The sequence below is a fragment of the Pristimantibacillus sp. PTI5 genome (genome assembly GCF_048572955.1).
Lineage (GTDB): Bacteria > Bacillota > Bacilli > Paenibacillales > Paenibacillaceae > Pristimantibacillus.
This window is the reverse complement of record NZ_CP183886.1, coordinates 2,632,337-2,657,663: the sequence shown is the minus strand read 5'-3', so window position 1 is coordinate 2,657,663 and position 25,327 is coordinate 2,632,337. Positions and strand designations below refer to the sequence as shown.

Annotated in this window: 17 protein-coding genes; 16 read left to right on the top strand and 1 reads right to left on the bottom strand. The window is 47.8% G+C overall.

The features are described 5' to 3' along the window. The first annotated feature begins 4 nt into the window (after positions 1–4). The 6 genes from ACN6MW_RS11905 to ACN6MW_RS11880 all read left to right on the top strand — a co-directional run bounded on the left by ACN6MW_RS11905 (position 5) and on the right by ACN6MW_RS11880 (position 4,568). Positions 5–748, top strand: coding sequence for a peptidoglycan DD-metalloendopeptidase family protein (locus ACN6MW_RS11905; RefSeq protein ID WP_419875597.1), 744 nt, complete (start codon positions 5–7; stop codon positions 746–748). Between the two features lie 174 nt (positions 749–922). After that, complete coding sequence (gene spoIIID / locus ACN6MW_RS11900) at positions 923–1,210, top strand: sporulation transcriptional regulator SpoIIID (protein WP_053373789.1); 288 nt, start codon at positions 923–925, stop codon at positions 1,208–1,210. Between the two features lie 124 nt (positions 1,211–1,334). Then, positions 1,335–2,327, top strand: coding sequence for a rod shape-determining protein MreB (gene mreB, locus ACN6MW_RS11895; RefSeq protein ID WP_364151750.1), 993 nt, complete (start codon positions 1,335–1,337; stop codon positions 2,325–2,327). Between the two features lie 171 nt (positions 2,328–2,498). Continuing rightward, positions 2,499–3,362: a flagellar hook-basal body protein gene (locus ACN6MW_RS11890; RefSeq protein ID WP_419875596.1), complete on the top strand. Its 864-nt coding sequence runs from the start codon at positions 2,499–2,501 to the stop codon at positions 3,360–3,362. A gap of 32 nt (positions 3,363–3,394) precedes the next feature. Then, positions 3,395–4,237, top strand: a complete 843-nt coding sequence (locus tag ACN6MW_RS11885; protein ID WP_419875595.1) for a flagellar hook-basal body protein — start codon at positions 3,395–3,397, stop codon at positions 4,235–4,237. A gap of 16 nt (positions 4,238–4,253) precedes the next feature. Next, complete coding sequence (locus ACN6MW_RS11880; RefSeq protein WP_419875594.1) at positions 4,254–4,568, top strand: DNA-directed RNA polymerase subunit beta; 315 nt, start codon at positions 4,254–4,256, stop codon at positions 4,566–4,568. Between the two features lie 128 nt (positions 4,569–4,696). On the opposite strand, the gene ACN6MW_RS11875 is transcribed toward ACN6MW_RS11880, so the two are convergent. Continuing rightward, complete coding sequence (locus ACN6MW_RS11875) at positions 4,697–6,907, bottom strand: Ig-like domain-containing protein (protein ID WP_419875593.1); 2,211 nt, start codon at positions 6,905–6,907, stop codon at positions 4,697–4,699. A 251-nt stretch (positions 6,908–7,158) separates the two neighbouring features. Here ACN6MW_RS11875 and ACN6MW_RS11870 point away from each other — a divergent pair, with 251 nt between their 5' ends. The 10 genes from ACN6MW_RS11870 (at position 7,159) to ACN6MW_RS11825 (ending at position 25,325) form a co-directional block, all read left to right on the top strand. Beyond that, a complete protein-coding gene (locus ACN6MW_RS11870) occupies positions 7,159–7,692 on the top strand; it encodes a CDP-alcohol phosphatidyltransferase family protein (protein WP_419875592.1) in 534 nt (177 codons plus the stop codon). A gap of 279 nt (positions 7,693–7,971) precedes the next feature. Next, complete coding sequence (fabZ, locus tag ACN6MW_RS11865; RefSeq protein WP_138753720.1) at positions 7,972–8,403, top strand: 3-hydroxyacyl-ACP dehydratase FabZ; 432 nt, start codon at positions 7,972–7,974, stop codon at positions 8,401–8,403. 33 nt (positions 8,404–8,436) lie between these two features. Beyond that, entirely contained in the window at positions 8,437–10,164 is a 1,728-nt protein-coding gene (locus ACN6MW_RS11860) for a phospho-sugar mutase (protein ID WP_419875591.1), read from the top strand. A gap of 35 nt (positions 10,165–10,199) precedes the next feature. After that, positions 10,200–12,344: a DUF5693 family protein gene (locus ACN6MW_RS11855; protein ID WP_419875590.1), complete on the top strand. Its 2,145-nt coding sequence runs from the start codon at positions 10,200–10,202 to the stop codon at positions 12,342–12,344. Further along, on the top strand, positions 12,308–13,474 hold the full coding sequence (gene csaB / locus ACN6MW_RS11850; RefSeq protein WP_419875589.1) for a polysaccharide pyruvyl transferase CsaB: 1,167 nt from the start codon (positions 12,308–12,310) through the stop codon (positions 13,472–13,474). The genes ACN6MW_RS11855 and csaB overlap by 37 nt, the downstream gene beginning before the upstream one ends. Before the next feature lie 64 nt (positions 13,475–13,538). Then, positions 13,539–14,243: a WecB/TagA/CpsF family glycosyltransferase gene (locus ACN6MW_RS11845; RefSeq protein ID WP_419876333.1), complete on the top strand. Its 705-nt coding sequence runs from the start codon at positions 13,539–13,541 to the stop codon at positions 14,241–14,243. Positions 14,244–14,346: 103 nt separating this feature from the next. Then, positions 14,347–15,489, top strand: coding sequence for a glycosyltransferase family 4 protein (locus ACN6MW_RS11840; RefSeq protein ID WP_419875588.1), 1,143 nt, complete (start codon positions 14,347–14,349; stop codon positions 15,487–15,489). 261 nt (positions 15,490–15,750) lie between these two features. Next, positions 15,751–19,917: an S-layer homology domain-containing protein gene (locus ACN6MW_RS11835; protein WP_419875587.1), complete on the top strand. Its 4,167-nt coding sequence runs from the start codon at positions 15,751–15,753 to the stop codon at positions 19,915–19,917. A gap of 523 nt (positions 19,918–20,440) precedes the next feature. Then, positions 20,441–22,993, top strand: a complete 2,553-nt coding sequence (locus tag ACN6MW_RS11830; RefSeq protein ID WP_419875586.1) for an S-layer homology domain-containing protein — start codon at positions 20,441–20,443, stop codon at positions 22,991–22,993. 250 nt (positions 22,994–23,243) lie between these two features. Continuing rightward, positions 23,244–25,325, top strand: a complete 2,082-nt coding sequence (locus tag ACN6MW_RS11825) for a hypothetical protein (protein WP_419875585.1) — start codon at positions 23,244–23,246, stop codon at positions 25,323–25,325. Positions 25,326–25,327: the final 2 nt, after the last annotated feature.

Genomic DNA, 25,327 nt, shown 5'->3' with positions numbered 1-25,327 from the left:
GAAAATGAATGATCAAAATCAAAGCAAACCGAAGCAAAGACCAGAAGAAACTCCCAAAACCGTTCTGGGAGGAACGTCTGCCGCCAAATCTAGCAGTGGATGGAGAAACCTTTTTGCAAAGCGATGGGTATCCCCAGCAATCTTCATGGCCGCGGCAGCAATTATCGTAACCTTAATGTGGATCTATCAGGGAGCGGATCAAACGAGTCCTACAACAGGAAAAGCCGTTTCTACTGAAGATTCAAAAGAGGGTACGACCGAAACGCAAGGCAAGGATGATCAAGCGCTAGAAGTGATCGCAGGCAACGAGACGATTAAATGGCCATTGGCTGACCGGGCCGCCCTGCAAGTTGAACTTCCGTTCTATGACGACAAAGCAAGCGATGAAGAGCGCGAGGCCGCACTCGTCCAAGTAGGAGACACCTTCTCCCCGCATATGGGAATCGACTTCGTTGACCCAAGCGGCAAGTCCTTCGACGTCCTGGCTGCTCTCTCCGGTAAAGTTACTTATGTAAAAACGGAACCGACGAATGGCAATGTGATCGAAATTACGCATGCCGGCGGTCTTGTAACGGTTTACCAAAGCGTAACCGATGTTGCGGTTGAAGTAGGCGACGATGTGACGCAAGGTACCGTGATCGCAAAAGCGGGCCGCAATGATTTAGAACGCGACCTGGGCATTCACCTTCATTACGAAACACGCAGCAATGGCAAACCGGTTAACCCGAGCTCGCTAATCGCCGAGTAACCGATTATTTTAAAAATAGGTCTTTAGACGTACAGGCAGGGAGAAAATCCCTGCCTGTTTTACGTTTTTATGAAAAATTTTTCACATTCCGGCTTGTCAGGCTTGACCACAACGAATATATACGTGACCTACTCATATAATGTACCAAACTATCTCGAGTAGGGAGGCGGGAACGTGCACGATTACATCAAGGAGCGAACCATTAAAATAGGCCGCTGCATCGTGGAAACGAAGCACACGGTGCGAACGATCGCCAAAGAGTTCGGTGTATCCAAAAGTACGGTGCACAAGGACTTGACTGAGCGGCTTCCTGAAATAAACCCCGATTTGGCCGATCAGGTTAAGCACATTCTCGAGTACCACAAATCCATCCGGCATTTGAGGGGAGGAGAAGCGACCAAGATCAAATACAAGAAAACGAGCACGAAGAAACGCGAGGTACTCGCCGCAGGAAAGCTATGAAGTTTTTTCTCGAATTATAGAGGAAATTTGTCTTTTTTGGCGAATAATATACGTCAGCGGTTTCTGTGTCAAGGGAGCCAAACGTACGTTAGGTAATTATTATTCGTTGGGGGACTTAAGCCTTATGTTGAGCAAGGATATCGGGATTGATCTTGGTACAGCCAATGTATCCATTCATGTGAAAGGTAGAGGCGTCGTGCTCGATGAGCCTTCAGTCGTTGCGATTGAAAGCGATACGAAACGCGTGCTGGCCGTAGGTGAGGAAGCTCATCGCATGGTAGGCCGGACACCAGGCAATATCATAGCGATTCGTCCGCTTCGCGACGGCGTTATTGCGGATTTTGAGATTACGGAAATCATGCTAAAAGCTTTTATTGACCGCGTCGAGGGACGGAAATGGTTTAGCCGTCCCCGAATATTGATTTGCGCGCCGACCAATATAACCTCAGTAGAGCAAAAAGCGATTCGCGAAGCTGCAGAACGCAGCGGCGCTAAGGAAGTTTTTCTTGAGGATGAGCCCAAAGCTGCCGCAATAGGGGCTGGAATGGATATCTTCCAGCCCAGCGGCAATATGGTAGTTGACATTGGCGGAGGCACGACGGACGTGGCCGTTCTTTCTATGGGCGACGTCGTCACGTCCTCCTCCATTAAGATTGCAGGGGACAAGTTCGACGATGCGATCATGAAGTTTATCAAAAATAAATACAAGCTTCTCATCGGCGAGAGAACGAGCGAGGACATTAAGATCAAGATCGGAACGGTGCTTGAGGGAGGACGGCAAGAAGAGATCGATATTCGCGGCCGTGACATGGTCTCGGGGCTTCCTCTTACGCTGACGATCCGTTCGGGAGAGGTGCGCGAGGCGCTTTGGGATCCGATTATGTCTATCGTATCGGCAGCAAAGTCCGTGCTCGAGCGCACGCCGCCGGAGCTGTCGGCAGATATTATTGACCGCGGCGTTATTTTGACGGGCGGAGGCGCTTTGCTAGACGGACTTGATGCGCTTCTTGCGGAAGAGCTTAAGGTACCGGTGCTGATTGCGGAGGATCCGATGCACTGCGTCGTTAAAGGAACTGGAATTTTGCTAGATAACTTGGACAAGCTCGGGAAGAAGTAAAGACAGCAGCGGCCTAAAACATAATCTTTTGCGCGGGTAGGGAGCCTTAGGGGGGCGAAGCCGAGGCGTAAATGAGTCATAGGTCGCAGGACAAGCTATTCAGGCAGCCTTGCTTTCAACCGATAACATATATAGTAAGTTCGATTGAAAGCATCCGGGGAGGTAACAACGATGTTAAGAGGCTTGTATACGGCTGCGTCCGGCATGATTTCCCAGCAGCGCAGACATGATACCGTCACGAATAATATTTCAAATATAAATACGCCAGGCTATAAGCAAACCAATGCGGTAACCCGTTCTTTTCCGGAGATGATGCTGTCATTGACGGGAGCGGGCGAAGAAAACTATGCAAAGATCGGGAAGCTGACGAGCGGCGTGTTTGCCGAAGAAAGCTTGTCTATCCATTTGCAAGGCGATTTAACGCAGACGAATAACTCATCGGATTTCGCATTGATCTCCAATATTGAACTGGACGGGCTGGCCTTTGATGCTTCCGGCAAAAACGTTGGAGAAGACGGAGAGGTGACCTATCAGCCGCAAGCCTTCTTTACCTTGCAGGATCAAAATGGCGAGATCCGGTACACGCGGGGCGGGAAGTTCACGCTGACGGAGGAAGGCTTCCTGATGGGAAGCGACGGATCAAGCGTGCTTGGCACGGATGGGCAGCCTATTCAAATGCCTGCTGGTGTGGGGCTGGACAGTCTGATCTTAACGGGAGACCAGCGCTTTATCGATTCGGCGGGTCAGGATATAGGCGTACAGCTGCTGATCAGCCGCATCGATAATCCGAATTTGCTGGTGCGCGAGGGGAACGGAAGCTTTCGCTTTGCAGACGAGGACGGCGAAGCGGTTGCCATTGCTCCGGGCGAGCGCGTTGAAGTGAGGCAGGGCTATGTCGAGCGCTCGAATGTCGACGCGGCGCAAGCGGCCGTTGACCTGATGTCTGCGCTTCGTGCCTATGAGGCGAATCAGAAAGTTATCCAATTTTACGATCAAAGCTTAAGCAAAGCGGTTAACGACGTAGGCCGCGTATAACAACAGGTTGAAGCAGCGGAGGTGCACGAAGCATGAACAGTTCAATGATCAACGCAATGGTATCGATGAACGGGCTCCAACAGAAGCTCGATCTTCTTGCGGATAATATTGCGAATGTGAATACGGTTGGTTATAAGCGGAAGGAAGCGACCTTTGAGGATCTTCTGACGAACCTAAGAACCCAGCCGGAAGCTTTCAGTCTGCCAGGGCGTAAAACGCCGATGGATTTCACGCAAGGCTGGGGTTCGAGGATGACAATGGTACAGCCGAATTTGTCCCAAGGCCCTATGCAGGGAACGAATAAGGAAACGGATATTGCGATTGAAGGCAATGCGCTGTTCGAGGTGGAAGTGGACGACGCTGGCAACCGCGCTTATACGCGTAACGGGGCGTTTCAGTTGACGGTCGGCGCAAACGGTGATACGATTTTGGCAACGGAAGACGGTTATCCGGTCGTGGCTAACGTAAGAGACGCCGTGACTGGGAATAGGGTTGAAGGCAATATCGTATTGCCGCAAGGGTACAGTCTCCGCGTGAATCCGGACGGCTCGGTGCTTGGGGTATCCTCTGAACGGACGATAGAGCTCGGCAGCATTAAGCTGCTGCAGGCTTCAAGGCCCGCGGCATTGACTGCGGTTGCCGATAACCTGTTTGTGGTTGCTAACGGAATTGACGCTGGCGATGTCGTGCAGGAGATCGTGCCGGATTCGGAAAATAGCATTGTACTGCGTCAAGGTTACTTGGAGCAATCCAATGTTGAGCTCACGGATGAAATGACCGAGCTTATTAATGTGCAGCGCGCTTATCAATTGGCAGCTAGAGCTTTATCGTCCAGCGATACGATGATGAGCCTTACGAACGGGCTGCGCGCATAAGGATAGGATGATGTAGATGAGTATGGCCGATGAACGAATGGACCGCGAAGAAAGCGGGTTCGGGAGTACAGCGGAAGAGGGCAGCGCCGGCAGAAAGAAGAGCAAAAGCCGCTCAAAGGCTGACGGTGGCTCCAAAAAGAAGCAACGGTCCCAAGGGGTAAACGTGCTGCTGTGGATATTACGCAAAAGCATCGTACCGCTCATAATGGTTATCATGCTTGTGGCAGGCCTCTATATTGGTTATGTCGTTTTGGGTAAGCAAGCAGAGGGCGAAGTGTTCAGTTGGGCGACGTGGCGGCATTTATACGATCTCGTTTTTGCTGAATCCTGATGATTATAAAATAAAAAAGGCTATCGGATAAAAAGCTGCGGCTGCTGATCCGGTAGCCTTTTTTTGCCGGGCAATAAATAAGGGCTATCCGCGGGTTTAAATCAAACCTGGGACAGCCCTTGTTCTCTTTATTTGACGGATACGCGTATCGTAACGCTTTTGCCTGCATAGCTTGCTTTAATGGATGCGGTGCCTTTGCTGACCGCGACGATTTTGCCGTCTTCAACGGTGGCAACGCTTGCTTTGGAAGTTGTCCAAACGGCGCTTTCCGTAACATTGGCAGGAGTACCGGTCGTGAAATTGGCTTGCAGCTTAGCGGAATACGTTCCGCCCGTGCTCAGCTGTACCGATTTAGTTGATAGAACAAGCGATTTCAGCTTCTGAACCACTACGATAGGCACGACGACAGTTTTTCCTTGGTAGGAGCCGGTGATCTTCGTTGTTCCGACGGCAACGGCTTTAACGGACGTGCTGTTAACAGTTGCGATACCCGGATTTCCGACTTCCCAATTCATTTTGGAGCTTAACGAAACTTGTTTGCCGCTTTTGTAATAGCCAGTGACTTTAACCGATTTGGTTTTTCCCGGATAAAGCTCGACCGTAACGGGGTCAACGACAAGCTTAGTGATCTCTTCTTCGACTTTTATCCGCACGGATACGCTCTTGGTCAGGTATGTAGCGGTAAGCGTAAGGCTGGCAACATCCAAGCCCTTCATCGTCGTTTCTTTCAGAACAATATCCTCGGAGGTCGTTTTCCACTTGATCTTGCTGGAGACATCCTCTTCTTCGCCATCCTCATTGATGACGGTTACGGAAGGGTAAGGTGTTTCTTTTCCTAAAATAATGCTCAGATCCTTTACATCGGCCATCAGCTTTAACGGCTTCACGTGTACGATTAGCTTCACTTCGACCTTATGCCCTTGTACGGTCGCCGTAAGCGTAGTTTCGCCGAGCTCTTTCGCTGTCCATTTTCCGTCTTCGATGATTGCGATTTTCTGGTCGGATGAGGTCCAAGCAGCGATTTTGGAGACGTCTATCTTCGTTCCGTCAAAGGTTGTTGCCATGACTGCAGGCAAATCCCCGCTGATGCCATTGAAACCGTCAATGGTTTTGTTCTCCACGCTCAGTTCATTAACGCTTGGATATACGATAATGTCGATGCTGCGGCTCACGCCTTTGTGGCTGGCCGTTATTTTGGTTGTTCCTACTGCCTTTGGCGTCACTTTACCGGCAGACACCGTAGCGACCACGACGTTAGAGGACGCCCATTCGGCTTTATTGGTTACATCAGTCGTGACATTGGCGTTGTCTAGAACTTCGGCTTTTATTTGGAGAGGCGCGTCCTGCAGCAGCAGATGGTATTCCTTCTCCGGCGAAAGCTTGATCGATTGGTAAGCCGTGCGGACGACGACATCGACCGTTGCCGATACTCCCTTATAGGAGACGGTAATCGTTGTTTTGCCCGCGCTAACGGCGGTTACAACGCCTTTTTTTACCGTGGCGATCTTTTCATTGGCGCTGACCCATTTGGCAACGTCCGTGACGGGTTCCGTACCGCCTGTTTTGGGCGCGGCAGTTGCTGTCAAAGCCTTGTCGTCATAGCCGATGTTCAACTCGACCAAATTGCCGGAGGCTCCGGAATCGATCGTAATCGTCTTGTACGGGGATGAGACATTAAGCGTAATCGTGTCGGTCTTGCCCTTGAGCTTCGCGGATATCGCGGCAGAGCCGACGCCAATTAAAGTAATTACGCCTTCATCAACGGTTGCGACTGCGGCATTAGAGGTTGTCCATACCGCTTCGGTCGTGACGGCTAAGTCGGTTACGCTTCCTTTCGCTCCGTAAAGCGTGAAGGCTAGCGCTTGACCGATTTCAATATCCTTGGATGCGGGAGCCTCTGATGAGTTCTGCATCAGCGTTATGGAATCATAAACATAATCAGATGCGGCTTTAATGGAAATGGTGAAGCCTTTATAAGTGGCACTAATCGTCGCGGTTCCCTTGCCGACGCCGGATAAGATGCCTTTATCTACTTTGATGAATGCGCTATTGGAAGATTTCCATGTCGCTTCCGAGGTAACATCCTTCTTGGATGACGAGCCTGAAATGGAGGCAAACACGGCTAAATTGACTTTGTCATCTTCAACGAATACTTCGAGCGACGAGGTGCTGCTATTGTAATCCGACGCCTCGTAATTAAATTCAATGCCGGTTACGGTATCTTCTGCGGCTATAACGACGCCCGAGGCCGAGGTCATGAGGATTGCGGCTGCGAGCACGGCTGCCAGCCACCTGCGTGTTTCTTTCAACGACATGCTGAAACGTAAACTAAAATTCACTACATCCTGTCCTTTCCGGTTTAAAGTAAATGTTTTTCTTTTATTAACTATTAACGGTTTAGGGATGGCGAAAGTGAATAACAAAGGCAATTTTTGTTATTTAAACTTTAGTAAACCTCCCGAAAATAAGGGCTGTTGAACACGAGATAGGGATTTGCGAAGCTGCGGTGGTTTTATTTTTACGGGAGGTAGTTGTATAATAGTTGGGAACCATGGTGGACAGTCAGCAATAGGTAGAGGAGCGTGAGAATTTGAATCTGCCGAATCTCTTAACATCATTGCGATTTGTATTGATCCCCGTCTACATAATAGTGTTTGTAAAAGGACATATGATTCCAGCTTTTCTGATTATGGTCGCTGCCGGCATTACCGATGTGCTTGACGGTTATATCGCCCGCAAAAGCGGTCAGGTGACGATGGTTGGTATCATGCTTGATCCGCTCGCTGACAAGTTGATGCTCATTACGGTTATTGTATCGCTGCTCATCTCCGGCCATATTTCATGGGCTGCTGCTGCGGCGATGTTTTTGCGCGATTTGGGCATGATAGCCGGAGGATTGTATTTTCATTTTCGGGGAAAAAAGACGGTGCCTGCGAATTGGATGGGAAAGCTGACAACCGTGCTCTTCTATGCAGCGATCATGCTTATTTTCTTCGAAGCGCCTAACGCTCATTCCTACTTGTGGGCGGTAATTGTTTTCTCCTTCTTGACATCAATCATGTATATTTTCATGTTCAAGGCGCTGAACAAACCGATTGCTGAAACACCGGCTGGACATACGTGAACATGAACATCTGAGGCAACTACATATCAAGCATAAACGGCTGCAGCCGGCTTTTGTCGGCGAAAGCCCGTTTCGCGCAGGTATATAAGCAAATTATAAGTGAAAGCTTATAATTTCTTATATATGAACAAAGAGGCTTGGCGGAGGACACTTCGGGTCCAAGCAGCCAAGCCTCTTATCTTAACCTTCATAAACTGCAGTTTTATGATGGATATATATAGTGTCGTACAATTTGACGCTTTTTATACCACCTAACCATTGAAAGGGGTTTTTTTTGACATGTTGGACATTAATCAAATTCAAGAAATCATTCCGCACCGCCCTCCGTTTCTGCTTATCGACCGGATTTTGGAGGTTGAGCCGGGGGTGCGGGCAGTCGGTCTCAAAAACGTGACGATGAACGAACCTTATTTTGTCGGCCATTTCCCCGGTTATCCCGTTATGCCCGGAGTGCTGATTGTAGAAGCGCTTGCGCAGGTCGGTACCGTGGCCATGCTGATGATTGAAGCTAATAAAGGCAAACTGGGCTTTTTTGCGGGCATTGACGGCTTCCGTTTCCGCGGACAAGTTAAGCCTGGCGATACGCTGACGCTTGAAGTTCAAATTACAAGGCTCAAGGGTTCAATTGGCAAAGGGCAAGGAACAGCAAGAGTAGGTGATCAGATCGTTGCCGAAGGCGAGCTTATGTTTGCTTTATCTAATCCTTCATAAACCAAAATTCATGAATGAAAGAGGCTGCTAATTATGACGAATCCAACGAATACTACGGTTATTGCTAAATATGAGGCTTGGCTGAACGATCCGCTTATCGATGCGGCAACGAAGGAAGAGCTTCGCGGCATTGCAGGAGAAGAAAAAGAAATCACGGACCGTTTCTATCGTGACCTTGAATTCGGTACGGGCGGCCTGCGCGGCGTAATGGGCGCAGGGACGAACCGTTTGAACGCATACACAGTAGGAAAAGCGACGCAAGGACTCGCGAATTGGCTGCTCGGCGGCGTAAAGCCGGCGGGAGACGGCCCATCGGTTGTCATTGCACATGATTCCCGTAATTACTCGCCTGAATTTGCGCTTGATGCTGCGCTCGTGCTTGCAGGAAACGGAATTACGACGTATTTGTTTACGGCGCTGCGCCCGACTCCGCAGCTTTCTTTTGCTGTGCGCGCGCTTAAAGCATCCAGCGGCATTGTCATTACGGCAAGCCATAACCCGCCTGAATACAACGGCTACAAAGCATACGGCGCAGATGGCTGCCAGCTCATTCCGGAAGAAGCGGAGCAGGTTATTGCGTCCATCGGACAAATTGCCGGCTTTGATGAAGTGAAAAGGCTGAGCCGCGAGGAAGCGGAAGCAAAGGGCTTGCTTCGCTGGCTTGGTGAAGAAGCCGATCAACAATTTATTGATACGGTCGTTGCCCAAAGCCTGAATGCGGAGCTCATTCAAGGCGGCATCGGAGAGAAAATTAGCGTTGTCTTCACGCCGCTGCACGGGACAGGCAATATGCCGGTCCGTGAAGTGCTGAAGAAGGTTGGATTTAAGAATGTTCATATCGTACAGGAGCAAGAGCAGCCGGATGGTTATTTTAGCACGGTGAAATCCCCTAACCCGGAAGAGCGCGAAGCGTTCACTCTTGCCATCAAGCTTGCCCAGCAGGTGAATGCGGACATCATTATCGGTACGGACCCGGATGCGGACCGTATGGGTGCGGTTGTGAAAAATAACGAAGGCGAGTATGTCGTTCTTACGGGTAACCAATCCGGCGCGTTAATGGTTCATTATGTGCTGAGCCAGCTGGAAGAACGCGGACAGTTGCCGGATAACGGCATCGTCATCAAAACGATCGTGACAAGCGAGCTTGGCGCGGATATCGCGCGCTCCTATGGCGTAGCGGTAGAGAATACGCTGACCGGCTTCAAATATATCGGTGAAAAAATGACAAGCTATGAGAAAACAGGCGAGCATACCTTCCTGTTTGGCTATGAAGAAAGCTACGGTTATCTAACGGGTACTTATGCACGCGATAAAGATGCGATCGTTGCTGCGTTATTGATTGCGGAAGCTGCGGCATACTATAGCAGTCAAGGGAAAACGCTGTATGACGTATTGCTTGAGCTGTACGCTGGATTCGGCTTCTATTTAGAGGGCTTGGAGTCGCGCACGCTCAAGGGCTTTGACGGCGTTCAAAAAATCGGGGCGATTATGGATGATTGGCGCCAAAACCCGCCAACCGAAATCGGCGGCGTCAAAGTGGAGCAGGTATTGGATTACGGCAAGGGCCATGACGGCCTTCGTCCTGAGAACGTTTTGAAGTATTTGCTTGAGGACGGCTCGTGGTTCTGCTTGCGTCCTTCCGGCACCGAGCCGAAAATCAAGGTTTATTTCGCAGTGAAGGGTGAATCGAAGGATGCTGCCGCTGCTGCATTGGAGACGTTGAAAACCACCGTTATGGAACGGGTAGACCGTAGCGAATAGATCGACAATCAGCCTGTTTAGAACGGAGGAATTACGTGTTTTTACGTTGGCAGCAATGGAATCGGCGCGCGAGATTCGTACTTTGGATTATTGCATTACTAGGGGTGGCGGCAGCAATGCCGCTCGGCGCTGTTCGCATGGAAATGGAAAAATCGTCGAAGCAAGTGGAATATGTTTTTGATTACCGCGATATTGTCGATGTATCGGAGCGTCAGGCAAGGCCTCAGGGATTCCTGACGGAGAAGCTCGCAATGCTGAAGGAATCAGGCATTACCACGATGGCCGTATACGAGAGCTCGCTGAAGGAACTTCAGTTATCGGGAAGGCTGACCTTTTACAGCTCAAGGGACGCTGCGCTGCTTCAAAACAAATTTGAGCAGGCAGACCAAAACTTTACTTATATTTTATTTAACGGTCCCGAAGAAGAAAAAATGATCGGTCCGATCGTGCGCCAGGCGCTTGATCGATCGGAGGCCGTGTACAGCAGTTGGTCCTACGGCGGCCGTAACGGAATGGTCGTCGAAATGCCGATTGCCGAAGCGATCATGAAAACGATGGATTTTGACCCGATGTCCCTGCAAACGATTCAAGACGCAGGCTTTCGGATTCTGCCGCGTTTCTCCGACCGCGTAAAGCCTTACGATCAAGCGGAAACGGAAGCCGTGCTTGCAAAATTAAAAGCGTACGGTGTGAACCGCGTGTTATTTGACGGCGATAAAGTTAAGGGCGCATCTGATCAAGCCATGGACAACAGCCTGTATCAGTTCGGTGAACTGCTTAAAAAATACGATATGGGCGTTGCGGCAATCGAAAATTTAAAAAAACCTCAAGAAGGCATAAATAAATTAGCATATATTACAAACTATAATGTAGTCCGGTTATATTCCTTGTCGGAGAACGACGGGATGACGATGACTTCCGACGCGATCGGCGACCGTTTTCTTCTAGCGGCTAAGGATCGCAATATTCGTATGTTTTTCATGAACGGGACAACCCAATCCAACACGGATAAAGCTAAAGTCGTCCATAACTTGGACAGGCTGGCTGAAGCCATGAGCGAAAAGAACGGCATAGTCGAGAAGCTGTCAAAGGCTGGATTTGTGACAGGCACGGCAAAGGCATTCGATTATGAACAGCCATCTTGGAATAAGCCGGTCAGAGCTATTGTCGCTGCGGGCGCCATCGCGTTAATTGCTTTATTGGTAGGCGCGTTTATTCCAGGCGTATATAATCCCGTATTCGTTATCGGCCTCTTCGGCAGCGCGGGCATGTATAAGCTAAACAGCTCTGTCATGGAACAGGGCTTAGCTTTAGGGGCGGCGATTGCCGCACCTACGCTTGCTTTAGTGTGGGTCATGAATCGTATCTATTCCCGTACGGTAGGTGATCGGCGCGTGGTTGGCGGGGGTGACTGGACAGTGGGCCGCAGCAAGCAGAGCCCGACGCCTCAGCAGCCTGGTGCCGTCTACGAGAATGGAAACAAGATGAAGTGGCTGTTCCCGGCGTTGTCTACGGGCCGGCGTTTTGGACTAGCATTGAATTGGTTCATTGTCGCGACGTTGATCTCGCTGATGGCAGTGCCGATTGTTTTTGGATTGCTAAATAACATCACTTACAATTTGGTGCTGGAGCAGTTCCGCGGCGTAAGCCTGCTTCATCTCGCGCCTATTGCGTTAGTAGCGGTTTACGTGCTGCTGTACAACAGCCAAATGTCGGTAGGCAGACTGAGAGCGCTGCTTTCTAAGCCGATTACATTAACTTGGATTATCCTTGCGGGCGTTATCGGAATCATTGGATATTATTACTTGTCGCGTACAGGCAACAGCGGGCAAGTATCCTCCGTGGAACTGGTAATCCGTCATTTCCTGGAATCGACCTTCGGCGTAAGGCCGAGGTTTAAAGAATTTTTGCTGGCGCATCCGTTATTGCTGCTTGGACTATTCTTATCGCTCCGTTACCGTGCGGCTTGGCTGCTTATTATTATCGGATCGATTGGACAGCTGTCGATGGTGGATACGTTCGCGCATCTTCATACTCCGCTTTATATCTCACTGATTCGCGTACTGCTAGGCTTGGGTACAGGTATGGTAATCGGCTGTATTTTGATCCTAGCTTGGCAGGTAGTGGAAGGAGCAATTCGTAAATGGGCACCGGCAATCATTCGCAAGTTCGTCGAATAGTAATCTCAGGCTATTACGGCTTCAGCAACAGCGGCGACGAAGCGGTGCTCCGATCGATATTGCTTGCTTTAGAAGAAGAAGGCAGCTCCCAAGGCATAAAAATTCAGCCGGTCGTGTTATCGGCTGATCCGGCTTGGACAAGCAGCATGTATGGGGTGGAAAGCGTCCGGAGGATGCATCCCGCTGATCTGTGGCATGCGCTGAAGAACAGTGACGGCCTCATAAGCGGAGGCGGAAGCCTTCTTCAGGATGCTACGGGTACGAAGACGATTCCCTATTATACGGGCGTTATGAAGCTCGCGCAGCTGCTTGGCAAACCTACATTCGCTTATTCGCAAGGCATCGGACCGGTAAACCGCCGCATTATGGATCCGCTTATACGCGGAGTAATGAAGCGCAGCGCGTACGTATCCGTGCGGGATGCGGAATCGGCAGCCTTGCTTGGCCGGATCGGGGTGCCTGAACGGATGATTGAAGTGGTGCCGGACCCGGTCATGGGCTTGCCGCTGCCGGAGGGCTCGGAAGAAGCAGGAAGCCGCATCTCGCATGCTGCCGAGGGCGGAGCTACGGAGCCGCCGCTAGTCGGCGTATCCTTGCGCCGGTGGCGCAGCGACGGCGCCGATCTCGCCCGCGCCGCCGAAGCGCTCGTCGCGCTGTCAAAGCGCATGCCTGTGCGGCTGCGCTTCCTGCCGTTCCACACCCCCTCCGACACAGAAACGTCGGAGCAGGTGATGGAACGGCTGCGCGGCCGGCTCGGCGATGGTTCCTCCGCCGAGCTGGCCGCGCCCGGCGACGACCCCCAGCAAATGCTGCTGGAGGTCAGCCGGTGCGACGCTTTGTTCGGCATGCGCCTCCATGCGCTTATCTACGCGGCCGGCCAGATGGTTCCCATGCTGGGCCTCTCCTATGACCCGAAGATCGATCAGTTTCTGGGCCGCTTGGGCCTGAAAGCTATCGGCACGACTGAACAGCTGGACGCGGACGCCTTTGCGGATGCGGCATGCCAGCTGCTTGCTGACAAAGCCGGCTGGCAGGCGAAGCATAAGCCAGCGATCGACCTTTTAAAACAACAATCGCAGAAACCGGCGCAACAAATCGTTCAATACCTGCGTCATACATTATCGAGGTGAGTTCCTCTTGTCGAAACAATTACCAACAGTGCCGATATACGGCATACCATTCTCCAAGGCGGGCATGGATGATACGGTTCAATATTTAACGGAAGCCATCGAACAAAGACGGTTAACGCATGTCATTACCGCGAATCCGATCATGATTATGTCGGCAGTCGAAAGCGCGGACTACAGCGCGATGATCCGGCGCGCGGATCTTATCGTGCCGGACGGAGCAGGCGTGGTGTGGGCAGCTAAATACGTTGGCAATCCGGTCACGGAGCGCGTAACGGGATTTGATCTGATGCACCGTCTCTTGGAGCAGGGCGAAAAGCGCAGATGGAAGGCATATTTGCTTGGCACCTCGCAAGAGGTTATTGAAGCCGCGGCCGAAAAACTGCAGCTGCAATACCCTCAAGTGCGTATCGTAGGCTATCGGAACGGTTTTTTTGGACCGGAGCAGGACGATGAAGTAGTGGAAGTTATCCGGGAAGCGGCGCCTGACTTATTGTTTGTCGCGCGCGGAGCGGATACGCAGGAGCCTTGGATCGTAAAGTTTAAGCAAAAGCTCGGCGTGCCTTTAATTATGGGCGTCGGCGGCAGCTTCGATGTCGTTTCGGGTAAGCTGAAACGAGCTCCGATCCTATTCCAGAAGCTTCGGCTTGAATGGTTTTATCGCTTGCTTCAAGAGCCCAAAAGGTACAAAAGAATGCTCGTTTTGCCGAAATTCGTAGTGAAAGTGCTTCGCGACAAAGAAAACGTAACAAAACCTCGGTATACACCGTGAAATTCTCGTTAAAACCCGCTAAATTGGTTGAAAACGGGGTTGGAATTTCTTTTTCAATCGGAGTATAATTCACTTCGGTAGAAAGAAAAGGGGAGTTGCACACATGCCGGTAGGCTTGCTGTATTCAATTGGGTTCATAATCGCTTTGGTTTTAGCCGTTGCGATGACGCCGCTTGTTAAGAAGTTCGCATTCAAAGTAGGCGCAATAGACAAACCAAACCACCGCAAAGTACATACGCGGATCATGCCGCGGCTTGGCGGTCTAGCTATTTATATTGCATTCGTTGGCGCATTTTTTCTCTTATCGCCGTTTATACCGGACGGCTTGCTCCGTCCTCAAGATTCAAACATGATCAACGCGCTGCTTGTCGGCGGTACGATGATTATTATTTTAGGAGCTTTCGATGACCGCTTCGAGCTGTCAGCCAAAGTGAAGCTTCTCGGCCAAGTGGCCGCGGCATGCGTTGTCGTTTTCGTCTTTGACGTCAAAATCGACCTGCTGAACATTCCGTTCGGAGAAACGATGCAGCCGATTGCCGGTTGGATCAGTATTCCGATTACGATTCTCTGGATCGTCGGCGTGACGAACGCGATCAATTTGATTGACGGTTTGGACGGGCTTGCTGCCGGCGTTTCCGGCATCGCGATCGCAACGATTGTCGTGATGGCTTCGTTAATGGGTTTCCAGCCCGTTATCCTGCTAAGCACGCTGCTATTAGGCGGAATCGTCGGGTTTCTCGTATTCAACTTCCATCCCGCAAAAATATTCATGGGAGATTCGGGCTCGCTTTTCCTTGGCTTTAGCTTAGCAACGCTTTCGATGCTGGGGTTCAAGCAGGTTACGATCGTATCATTCGTAACGCCGCTGCTCATTATCGGCGTACCGCTCTCGGATACTTTCTTCGCAATCGTTCGCCGCTGGGTGAACAAACGTCCGATCTTTGCGCCAGACAAAGGGCACTTGCATCACAGGCTGCGTGACCTTGGCTTCAGCCACCGTCGTACGGTACTTATCATTTGGGGCGTTGCCGCGATCTTCGGCGCGCTGGCTATCGTGCAATCGGCCGTCGTGCAATCGAGTGCGGCGAACTGGATTACCTTTGGCGTTATTTGCATGCTGATGTTCTTCCTGCAAATTGGGGCCGAGGTTACCGGAATCGTAGACAAAACGCGCAGGCCGTTAATTAATTTTTTAAACCGCATGAGGCTGCGGCTCAAGGTTGACGCTGAATCCCGTTCGAAATAATCAAGAGCTCCGAATCCCTATGGGAAACGGGGTTCTTTTTTTTGTCCTGAATTGTGTATTTCACTAAAAAAATGGGAGCTGTTGACCGATAACAACAGTACAGAACTTTTCTGCGGTCAGCGCGTCTAACTGCTCAGCAACCGATAACTGGCTAAAGAGGAAAAGGGAGGAAGGTTTATTCGTAAGCAAGCGGCAAAGTCGTCAGTCGAACTTTAATTCTAATACCCATGCTCGTTATATACATAAAGGAGGAACATTGTTTTGAAAAGATTACTTTCATTAGCGCTAACGCTGGCACTGTTGATTACATTGTTGCCGCCGTTCGGTTCGTCACAGGTGGCAAATGCCGCAACAGGCAGCTTCAGCTTCCCTACCGAGAAGGATTTATCTACGCAAGCAAGGGTAACCACAGATCCCAGCCTAACGCTGACTGGATCCATTACGGGGGTAGATCCCTCGTCGGTTTCTTACAGCGTCACTCAGATCATCAATAACAAAGGCAATGATAATCCTACCGATGATCAGCTTGGTTCTAAGCGTGAGAACATCACAAGCAACATCTATATCAATGGATTTTCTATCCAAGTCTTTAACGTTGAACTTTTCCCGGGTCTGAACCGCATTACGTTCAAAGGCGTTCAAGGCGGCGGCGAAGTGACCAATTCGATCTACATCGAATATCACAACGGTCCGGTATTTTATGATTTGGTGGCACAGCTTGACGGAAACAAATTCAACATTGAAGAAGCAGGCACTACGGTCGTTCACTCTGCGGCATCCGCAGGCCGTCAGTCCGCGGATATCAGCATTACGGGCTTTGCGCCGAATGCGCAGCAGGTGACGGTTGACGTAAACGGAAGCAGCAAAACCTATTCCGTGAACAGCTCCAACAGTTATCAGTTTGCGGCATCGCCGATCACGATCCAAAAAGGTAAAAACCTCGTTACGATTAAGGTGAAAAATGCGAATCAAACGGTCGAAACGACTCGCGAGGTTGCTTTCTATAATGGGGAAGTTACCTTTTATGATGTCAACTTGAACGGAGTTGCGAATTCTGCAGCAACATCTGAACCGCTTGAGTACAATCCTAACCTATTAGTTTCTGATCCCAACACGACATCTCTAACTGGTAAAATTATTGTACCTAACTATTTGAAGGATGATGACGGAAATGGCACGCTTGAGCCGCATCCGAATCCTGCTGCAAACATTCCGATTAAGTACACGATTACGGCGAGCGGTGGAATCAGCCTTACACAGCCTAATGCTGGGAATCCACCCGTTCCAACGACAGAAGCAACTCCGGTAGGTACTTATACAGGAAATGAAGCCTTTTTTATCTATCAATTTACAACACCTATTGGAGCCAACCATATAAATACACTAGCCTTCGACAAATCTTATAGTATTCAAATTACAGCAGAAAACGCGAAAAAAGACGCGCTAGGGCAGCCAGCCGATGAAGGAACCGGTCTTATGGGTTTCTCGTTGAAGGATGCAACTAAGAAATTTATCGAGAATATTAACTATTTAAGTGGATATAGAACAGGCAACGGTGAAGCTTTATCAGGCACTCCGCTTGAAGGTGCTAATCTTTACACTGTGCCTTTCGCTATGGAAGTTCTTGTTGGAAACCCGAGTGCGACGGATATGGCTACCCCGACTAACTTAGTATCAGTAACTGATATTAAAAATGTTTCCGGTACATCCGCGCCATCATCAAGCTTTGACTACACCAGCATAAGTAACATCGAAAATGTTTCGTCCAGTCTAGTTAATAAGTTCGTAAACGTGAACGGCAAAGTGTACAAACGCGAAATTCTTATTTTCAAAAAGCTTCCGTTCGAAGGTACGCAGACGGTTACGCTGAATGTTGGCGGAGTAACGAAACAGGTTAAATTCACGATGCTATTCGGCCCTTATGTCAGTTATACAAGCGTATTTGATAATATGACCGTCTATGATGATACGAATAAGCTTAAAGCGGATCGTATCGCCGAGGCAATTACGGGAACGTTGAGCGATTTCAAAGGTATTCTCAACAATATCAACAATACTTCTGAAATTCGTTACGATTTTAACGGTACAGCAGCGCAAACGGTGTTCTTCTATGTGAACAATACGCCAATCAAGCTCGCGCAAGGGACAAGCGGAGTAACAAGCTTTACGATTCTAAATGCTGCCGAACGCACAAAAGCTTTTGATTCTTTGTTCAGCGGTGAAAATGAGATCAAATTCGTATTCCAAGGCAGTAAAAATTCCTATGAGAAGAAAATCAAGCTTTACTTCATCCCGACGAATATTCCTGTCATACCGGTTGAAGGCACCATCATTTATCCTTATGGCGCGCAATACAGCGAGCCGGTTCCGAATGATCCGAACTTCGTGAACCGCGGCAGCGTCTTTACGACAAATGAAGCATTTATGAACATATTTGGTACATTTGACTTTATTGATTTTACTGCGGTAGGTGCTACGGATGCCGATATCGTAAGTAATATTCAAGCGAAAATTACACAGATGGATACTCCTGCGAACGGCCTTACGGATCCGAGCAACTATATCCTGAAAATTGAGAACAGTAATTTCACGAATCCGATTGCATGGGATCTGAGCAAGAAACTCTTTATTATGCGCGGCACTACTGTGCTGGGTACCGTAAATAACGGCGCAGCTAACGAAGTAGCCAATCTTGCGGTTCGTTATGATATTTTAACGAAAACATTCTCGTTCATTTTAGTGGGACAAGAATTGAACCCGGACGGCAGCTCAAGCGTGTATACCTTTACGGTTTTCAACAACGGCGAAACAGGACCGAAAGCGTCCTATCGCTTAGAGGTTGACCCGACATCGCTGCCGTACAAAGTGCTGCGTCCGATTTTGCCGGCCAAAAATATCGTCAACCAAAACTATGTCGAAGTTGTTATTGACGCTCCTGGAGCGCAGACGATAACGATTAATAAACAGGTCGCAGAAAAAATTGACTTCGATTCCGATAACAATCCTGCAACCGTGGAACAGTTTTATAAGAATACGTACCGCGTATTCGTAAGTAATCTAAAAGTTGGTAAAAACAAGATCGATTTCATAATCTCGAGCGCCAATGATAAAGTGCAAAGCAGCATCGAAATTACGTATGCGCCAACCAATATTCCAGGCGCACAATTTCTTCAAACGATGGCGAGCAGCCACAAGATATTTGACGGAGCACTGAATTTGAAGTTCGAAAAAGGCACAACGCTGATCAGAACCGATTTCAACGTGCCCGCGGCCCTGAAAAACCAAGTGTTCACCGGCCATAATCTCTTGTTTGCCATCGCAAACTCGGAAGACGGCGTCGTTGACCGCCGCGAGCTTGAAGCACTGCCGCCAAACTACAATATTATTTTGGAAAGCTTTGGGACGAGGTTCAGGCTTTCTTATCCAACTCGCTTCACCAAAGCTAGTCCGGTTTATTGGATCGACGCGGGATTAGCAGACGATCCAGCGACAACGAGTGCTTACGATCCGCTGACTATGGGAGTCGACCCTTATCAATTCCCGAACGCGACTGGAAAGGGCGGAACGAAGATTCCTACCTACGACGAGCGCCCGGACAATAGAGAGCTGGTTACTTCCAAGACTGGAACGTTGACGCTTGCCTTTGATCCAAATATGAAGGATAGCATCGGGACAATCATTACGGTCTACCGTTACGATGTAAAAGCGAAGTATTGGGAAAATATCGGCGGAACGGTAGACGTGAAGAAAAATACCATTACGGTTCCTTTTAATAAATTCGGATACTATGTGGTCGGGAAAATGGTGTACTCGTACACTGACATGACCTCGCATCCTTATGCTAGGAACTTCCTGGAAGCCATTTATTCAAAAGGAATTATGAATGCAGCGGGCTTTGATGATTTCGGCGCCAACATTTACATCTCGCGCGGCGAGTTCGCGAGAATGATGGTCAAAGCACTCGATATTCCTCTTAACTATGAGCTCAGCAAGCCGCATTTCGATGATGTGCCGGCGATCATTAACCCCGATGCGTTATGGGACTACCGATATGTAGAAACGGCGGCCCGAGAAGGCATCATCCGCGGTACAGGTCCTAGAACGTTCCAGCCAAGCGCCAACCTAACAAGAGAAGAGGCATCTGTGATTATCGCAAGGGCGCTCGACTTGAAGCTGGCTACGGATTCGACGAAAATCGATAAGGATTTGGAGAAAACGTTCAAAGATGCAGGAAGCGTGAATTTCTATGCGAAAAGCTCGGTTATTGCTATCGCGAAGAAAAAATACATTATCGGCTCTCTTGTAGATCCGAGCAACCCAAAAGCAGGCTCTGTATTCGAGCCAAGATCTAATCTTCTGCGCTCTGATGCAGCAATCATTGTAGCTCGAATTTTAACTGATATGAAGAAGCTTCCGAGCATCGGTTAATTGGTTATATAAAGAAAAAAAGGCTGGCTGCGGAGATATTCTGCAACCAGCCTTTTTTCTTGCAACCACGGGCGTTCCAAGCCGCGTGAAACATCAAATTTGGAAAATGTTTATTATCGACGAACTCTATCTAAACAAGCTATACTAACAAAGTGCTCAATGAGCACTAGCAAAGCAGTCGAAATGAGGTACATAACTCGTCAAACAAAAAAACTTTTATTTTTTTTCAGAACGTCGCAACTTTTTACAGCAACGTGCGTTTAAATACATGACGTTGTAACAAGCGCATGGAATTGATGCGCTGGACCTACTGTTGCTGGAAAGGAATTGGAATGAATTCTCAACTTCCTCTTTACGGTACGACCCGCCCATTGTATAATGTTATAGTGGTGTCGTGACTCTAGCAATTTTCTCGCATTTTTTACAAGTTTCTACGACATGATCTTACAAATGGGTTTATCATGATTGTAGACATCATTTATATCAAATCTATGCTCAACTCTGGAAAGGGGGTGAATCGGCTATGAGGGAAAAGAGCAATTCACTATTTAAACAAAACTCTCAACAACCGCACGTATTTAGAGGAGGAGAAATAAAGGTTATGAAGAAAAAAATAGCAGCATTTGTACTAGCTACAGCGCTAGTCATTCCATTATCAGTTCCAGCTTTCGCAGCAACACCATCCGATGTAGCAGGCAAGCCTGAGCAATCGGCTGTAGAAGAACTAGTAGCACTTGGAGTATTTAACGGTTACGAGGATGGCACTTTCAAGCCTGGTAACGAAATTACTCGTGCAGAATTGGCTAAAGCAGCAATCATCGCATCTGGTAATGAATCCGCAGCTAACATCTTGAAGAACGTTAAACCTTCTTTCTCCGATGTTAAGCAAAGCGTATGGTACTCCGGTTACATCAACGCAGCAGCTCAAAAAGGCTACATCGTTGGTTACAACGGTAAATTCCGTCCTAGCGACAGCGTTAAATTCGAAGAAGTTGTAGCAATCATGCTTCGCGCACTTGGCTACAAAGAAGCTAACCTTTCTGGCGCTTGGCCTTACAACTACCTGATCAAAGCTGACGAGATCAAATTGTTCTCGAAAGTAAGCAGCGTAGATGTAGGTAAAAACGCACTTCGCGGTACAGTTGCTCAATTGACTTCCGCAACAATCAACACTAACACAGTTACTTACAACTCCGTAACAGGCGTTGAAACAGCTGGTGCTCCATTGGTTGGCAAAATCGGTTCCCCTGCAACTGGAATCTTGCTTGCTTCCGCTGTTGACTCCAACAAAAAACTTAACATTTCTGGCGTTGCTAGCGATGTAGTAGTTAGTGACAACGTGATTGTTACTGGCGGCAAAAAATTGGCTGACCTTCTTGGTCACAACGTTTCTTACATCGTTAAAGGCGGCAAAATCGTTGTTATCTCTGACAACCAAGATGCAGCTCTAGTTGTTAAAGGCGTTAAATCCGCAGCTCAAACGGTTGCTAACAGCGCATACCTGACTGTTAAAGTCGGCGAAGAGCTTGTTACTAAACAATACGCAACTACAGGTTCAGTTCTTTCATACGTAAACGGCGATGCTAACACATCATTGACTGTTGACGATGAAGTTGAATACTACCTGAACGCTGACGGTACAGTTCGTTTCGTTAAAGCTACTAAATGGAACGTGCTTAACGCTCGTGTAACTAGCCTTGATGCAAAAACTGCTTACCGTGCGGCTCGTTTGAACGTTGATACAGATCGCAGCGCTTCTACTTCTGCAGCGACTGTATCTGTTCCTGACACTGCAGTAGTAACGCTTAACGGTGTTGCTTCTAAAGTTGAAGACCTACTTGCTAACGACATCGTAACTTATGCTTCTAACGCTGCTGGCGCAGTGAAAATCGAAGCTACTCGTAACGTAGTAACTGGTAAAGTTGTTAGCGAAACAACTGTTAACGGTACTGCTGCTTACACAATCGATGGCAAACAATACCAAGTTCTTGCTGGTGTTGGCGCATTGACAATTAACAACAGCTACACTCTACTTCTTAACAAAGACGGTAAAGTAGCTGATGCATCCGCTCCAACTGTTGGCGCTAACTCCAACGAAGTTGTAATCACTAAGCTTGAAAATGTAACTACAATTGAAGAAGGAATTCTTGCTTACAAACAAAGAATTACTTACTTCTCGGTTAAAGACAATGCAGTTCAAACTGTACTTGTAGCTAGAGACAACCCAGATACAGTTGCTAACGAAACACCTGCATTTGCAGCTACACTGGCTGTAAACCATGTTCAAAAATTTGCTTACACTGATGGCAAAATCTCTGGTGTAACTGATGTTCTAAACCTTGGTACTACTACTGCTGTAGACAGCAAAACAGCTACAACATTGACTACTGTAACAGGTAGCACTTACACTACAGTACAATACGACAGCGCAACAGTTGTATTGAAAGCAACTGATCTTGCTAACGGTAACGTATCCGTTGGAACAATTGCTGATATCACTAAAGCTGACGTAGTTGCTATCGCTAGCAATGGCGTTAAAGCATCGCATGTAGTATTGATCACTGATAACGAAGCAGTAAGCGCGACATTGCCTGCAGTTCACGGTTTGTTGGTTGAGAAAGTAGCAAGCAGCTCAATCGTCAACGGAGCAACTGTAACAACTTACACAGTTAAACTGAACGTTAAAGGCGAAGAAAAATCATTCCCTATCAGCGCAGCGGCTTACGCTACAATCGGTAACACTGCTAAAGCTCCAGTTGAGTTGACTGATACGGTAACAACTAACGCGGTTTACGATGTTGCATCTGTAACTGCTGATTCCAGCGCTGCTGGTTCTGCAATCACTGTTAACAGCAACAACAGCACATTCGTTGTTGATGGCGACAGCTACATCGCAACTGGTAACACTTCTGTATTCTTCATCTCTGCTACTGGCGTAGTAAGCGTAGGTAACTATGCTGATATCGTTGGCGCTAAAGAAGATGCTGCTGGTACTTACACAGTATCCGTATTCGCTGGTACAACTTCGATTGGTTTGTTCAACGAAGCTGGATTGGTAATCGTTAAAAAGAACTAATCTCGATTAGTTCCTAAACGATAAAGAAAGGCCGTCGGGTAACCGACGGCCTTTTTTTTGTTCATATACAGTTCACACAAAATCGTTATAGTTACATAAAGAAGAATAAAATCCTCGTGGGTGGATTGGAGGTCAACAGACACTTGCATATATTGAATTATCTTTTAACTTATTTAGTGCGAAGCGAAACTATTGCAACGTTTTCATCGTCTAAGTAGGAAATGCTAAAATAATAGGAGTGATTATTACAATGCGGCACAGCTTTAGAAAAACATCCATATTTATATCTGTTTTCGTTGCATTATTCGTTATGATCAGTGCAATACCGGTTAGTTTCGCGGCCAGCACTGCTGCAGCAGCTGTGAACAAAAAGATATACATAAGCGGTGCATCCTACGTACAGCTAGTAGATGCCAATTTAGTACCTAGCTCGAGCGGGGCAACAGCAAGCTTTACTTTTACTTTTTATAACGGTGATAGCAAAGATCTTGTTCTGAATGACTACTGGGCTCGTTTGAAGTCGGTCGGCGGAACCAAATATACGCTAACCCTTTTGGATCAAACTAAAAAAAGAATTGCTCCCAAATCTTCTGCAACGTTGACCTTTTACAGCCAAGTGGGCTCTAAAATGACATTGGATCAACTAGTGATCAATATTATTAAGTTCGACTTTTCAGTTGCAGGCTATGAGCGTACGGTAGCAAAGTACACTTTTCCTAAAGGCTATGCCAATTATGTGAAAGCAGGCGGCTTCAAGGCGATTCAAATCAACAATTCCAATGTAAATGTGAGAGTTGATCAAATTAACGTAACCAAAAAAGATAAGGCTTATGAATTTAATCTGAGTTATGTTGCTCGAAATACCAGTAAATTCGGTGTCACCTTACCTGTTTATAATTATTATGCGCAAACATCTGCTGGATTATATAAGCTTTCATTGAAAAATAAAACGGATGAAAACCTCTTGTTAGAGCCGGCTGTTCTAAATGCCATTCGTTTGACAGGTTCTATACCATCTACGCTCGCAACAACGGGCTGGAAGCTTATTATTACGGCTAATGCGGGTACAGAAACAAGCAAAGTTGAGCTTCCTGTAGCCACTTTCGATATCCCGTTTCAGCTTTCAACAACCGTTTCAGGAACAGCATCAACAACATTTACAAATGATTTCGGAACCTACGGCGTAGTGCTGAAAAATGTACAAAGATTGCCATGGGGAACGAAGGATCAAGTCATTGCCGAGATGGTCATTCAAAATAAAGAGTCTGTTTACCTGCCGCTGCCTACGTTGAATGGGCAATTTATTATCGATGATAATATTACGTTAGCCTCCAAACAATTGAACGGAAATGATGAAATCGGTCTTGCGCCAGGCAAGTCGACGGTCGTGCATTTCATAGGTGAAATACCGGAGAGCTATACCTGGAAGAAATTTAAGCTGCAATTGAATCAAAAAACTGGCGAAGAAACCACAACGCTGGCCGAAGTGACCAAATCAGCGATTACAGAGGTACCTGTATTGAAAGCTGGAGCATTGTATACTCCGTCGAATGTAGGATCGCAGTTTACTGCCCAAGTGACGGATGTAAGAAGTTACAAAAACGAAGATAAAGATTTATACGCAGTGTATGTAGACGTTACAAATACACAAACAAGAAATAGTGTTCTTCCAACTTGGGTAGCTTATTTTAAAACGGTTGAAGGCAACTATTATGAGGCAAAAACAGTAAAAGCAAATAAATTGATCAAGCCTACGAATAAGGAGAAATTGCTTGTTTACGCGGATCTACCGCCATACGTAAATAAAGAAGGCATCAAGCTGATGATTGGCGAAGCCTTTGATGACAATGGCATGATTCAAGGTACGGGAACGGCAAAAGGCTACATTCGTGCGGTACAGCTTGAGCTCCCAGTAGAGAAAACGGATATATCGAGCTTTAAACAAATCAAGGTTGGTCCTTATACCGTTGATATGACTTATTTTACTGCATTTATGTTTGATAATGGGCTTAATATCGATATGGGCGCGACGGTGACTAAAGATCGTACTTATGATGATTTTAGCGCAAATAAATTAATGATTGCTCTGGAGAAGGATTCCACTAAAGAGATCATCTTCACGCATACGATCGATCTGGAAACAAAAACGGATGCCGGTACGCTCTGGAAACTTGGAGAAAACTTCTCCCAAGTGAATAAGGATCTAACTGGTACGCCAGTATTCGATAATTACACGCTTAACCTTTACGAGTTGATGGACGGTGGCCAAAAGAAACTTGCATCGGTAGACATTCAATGGTCTACTTACACGAATTGGTTAGCAAATAAATAACG

Coding starts and splice junctions, on each gene's coding strand:
- ACN6MW_RS11905 (WP_419875597.1), top strand. CDS start 5: ATGAATGATCAAAATCAAAGCAAACCGAAGCAAAGACCAGAAGAAACT.
- mreB (WP_364151750.1), top strand. CDS start 1,335: ATGTTGAGCAAGGATATCGGGATTGATCTTGGTACAGCCAATGTATCC.
- ACN6MW_RS11890 (WP_419875596.1), top strand. CDS start 2,499: ATGTTAAGAGGCTTGTATACGGCTGCGTCCGGCATGATTTCCCAGCAG.
- ACN6MW_RS11885 (WP_419875595.1), top strand. CDS start 3,395: ATGAACAGTTCAATGATCAACGCAATGGTATCGATGAACGGGCTCCAA.
- ACN6MW_RS11880 (WP_419875594.1), top strand. CDS start 4,254: ATGAGTATGGCCGATGAACGAATGGACCGCGAAGAAAGCGGGTTCGGG.
- fabZ (WP_138753720.1), top strand. CDS start 7,972: ATGTTGGACATTAATCAAATTCAAGAAATCATTCCGCACCGCCCTCCG.
- ACN6MW_RS11860 (WP_419875591.1), top strand. CDS start 8,437: ATGACGAATCCAACGAATACTACGGTTATTGCTAAATATGAGGCTTGG.
- csaB (WP_419875589.1), top strand. CDS start 12,308: ATGGGCACCGGCAATCATTCGCAAGTTCGTCGAATAGTAATCTCAGGC.
- ACN6MW_RS11845 (WP_419876333.1), top strand. CDS start 13,539: ATGGATGATACGGTTCAATATTTAACGGAAGCCATCGAACAAAGACGG.
- ACN6MW_RS11840 (WP_419875588.1), top strand. CDS start 14,347: ATGCCGGTAGGCTTGCTGTATTCAATTGGGTTCATAATCGCTTTGGTT.
- ACN6MW_RS11830 (WP_419875586.1), top strand. CDS start 20,441: ATGAGGGAAAAGAGCAATTCACTATTTAAACAAAACTCTCAACAACCG.
- ACN6MW_RS11825 (WP_419875585.1), top strand. CDS start 23,244: ATGCGGCACAGCTTTAGAAAAACATCCATATTTATATCTGTTTTCGTT.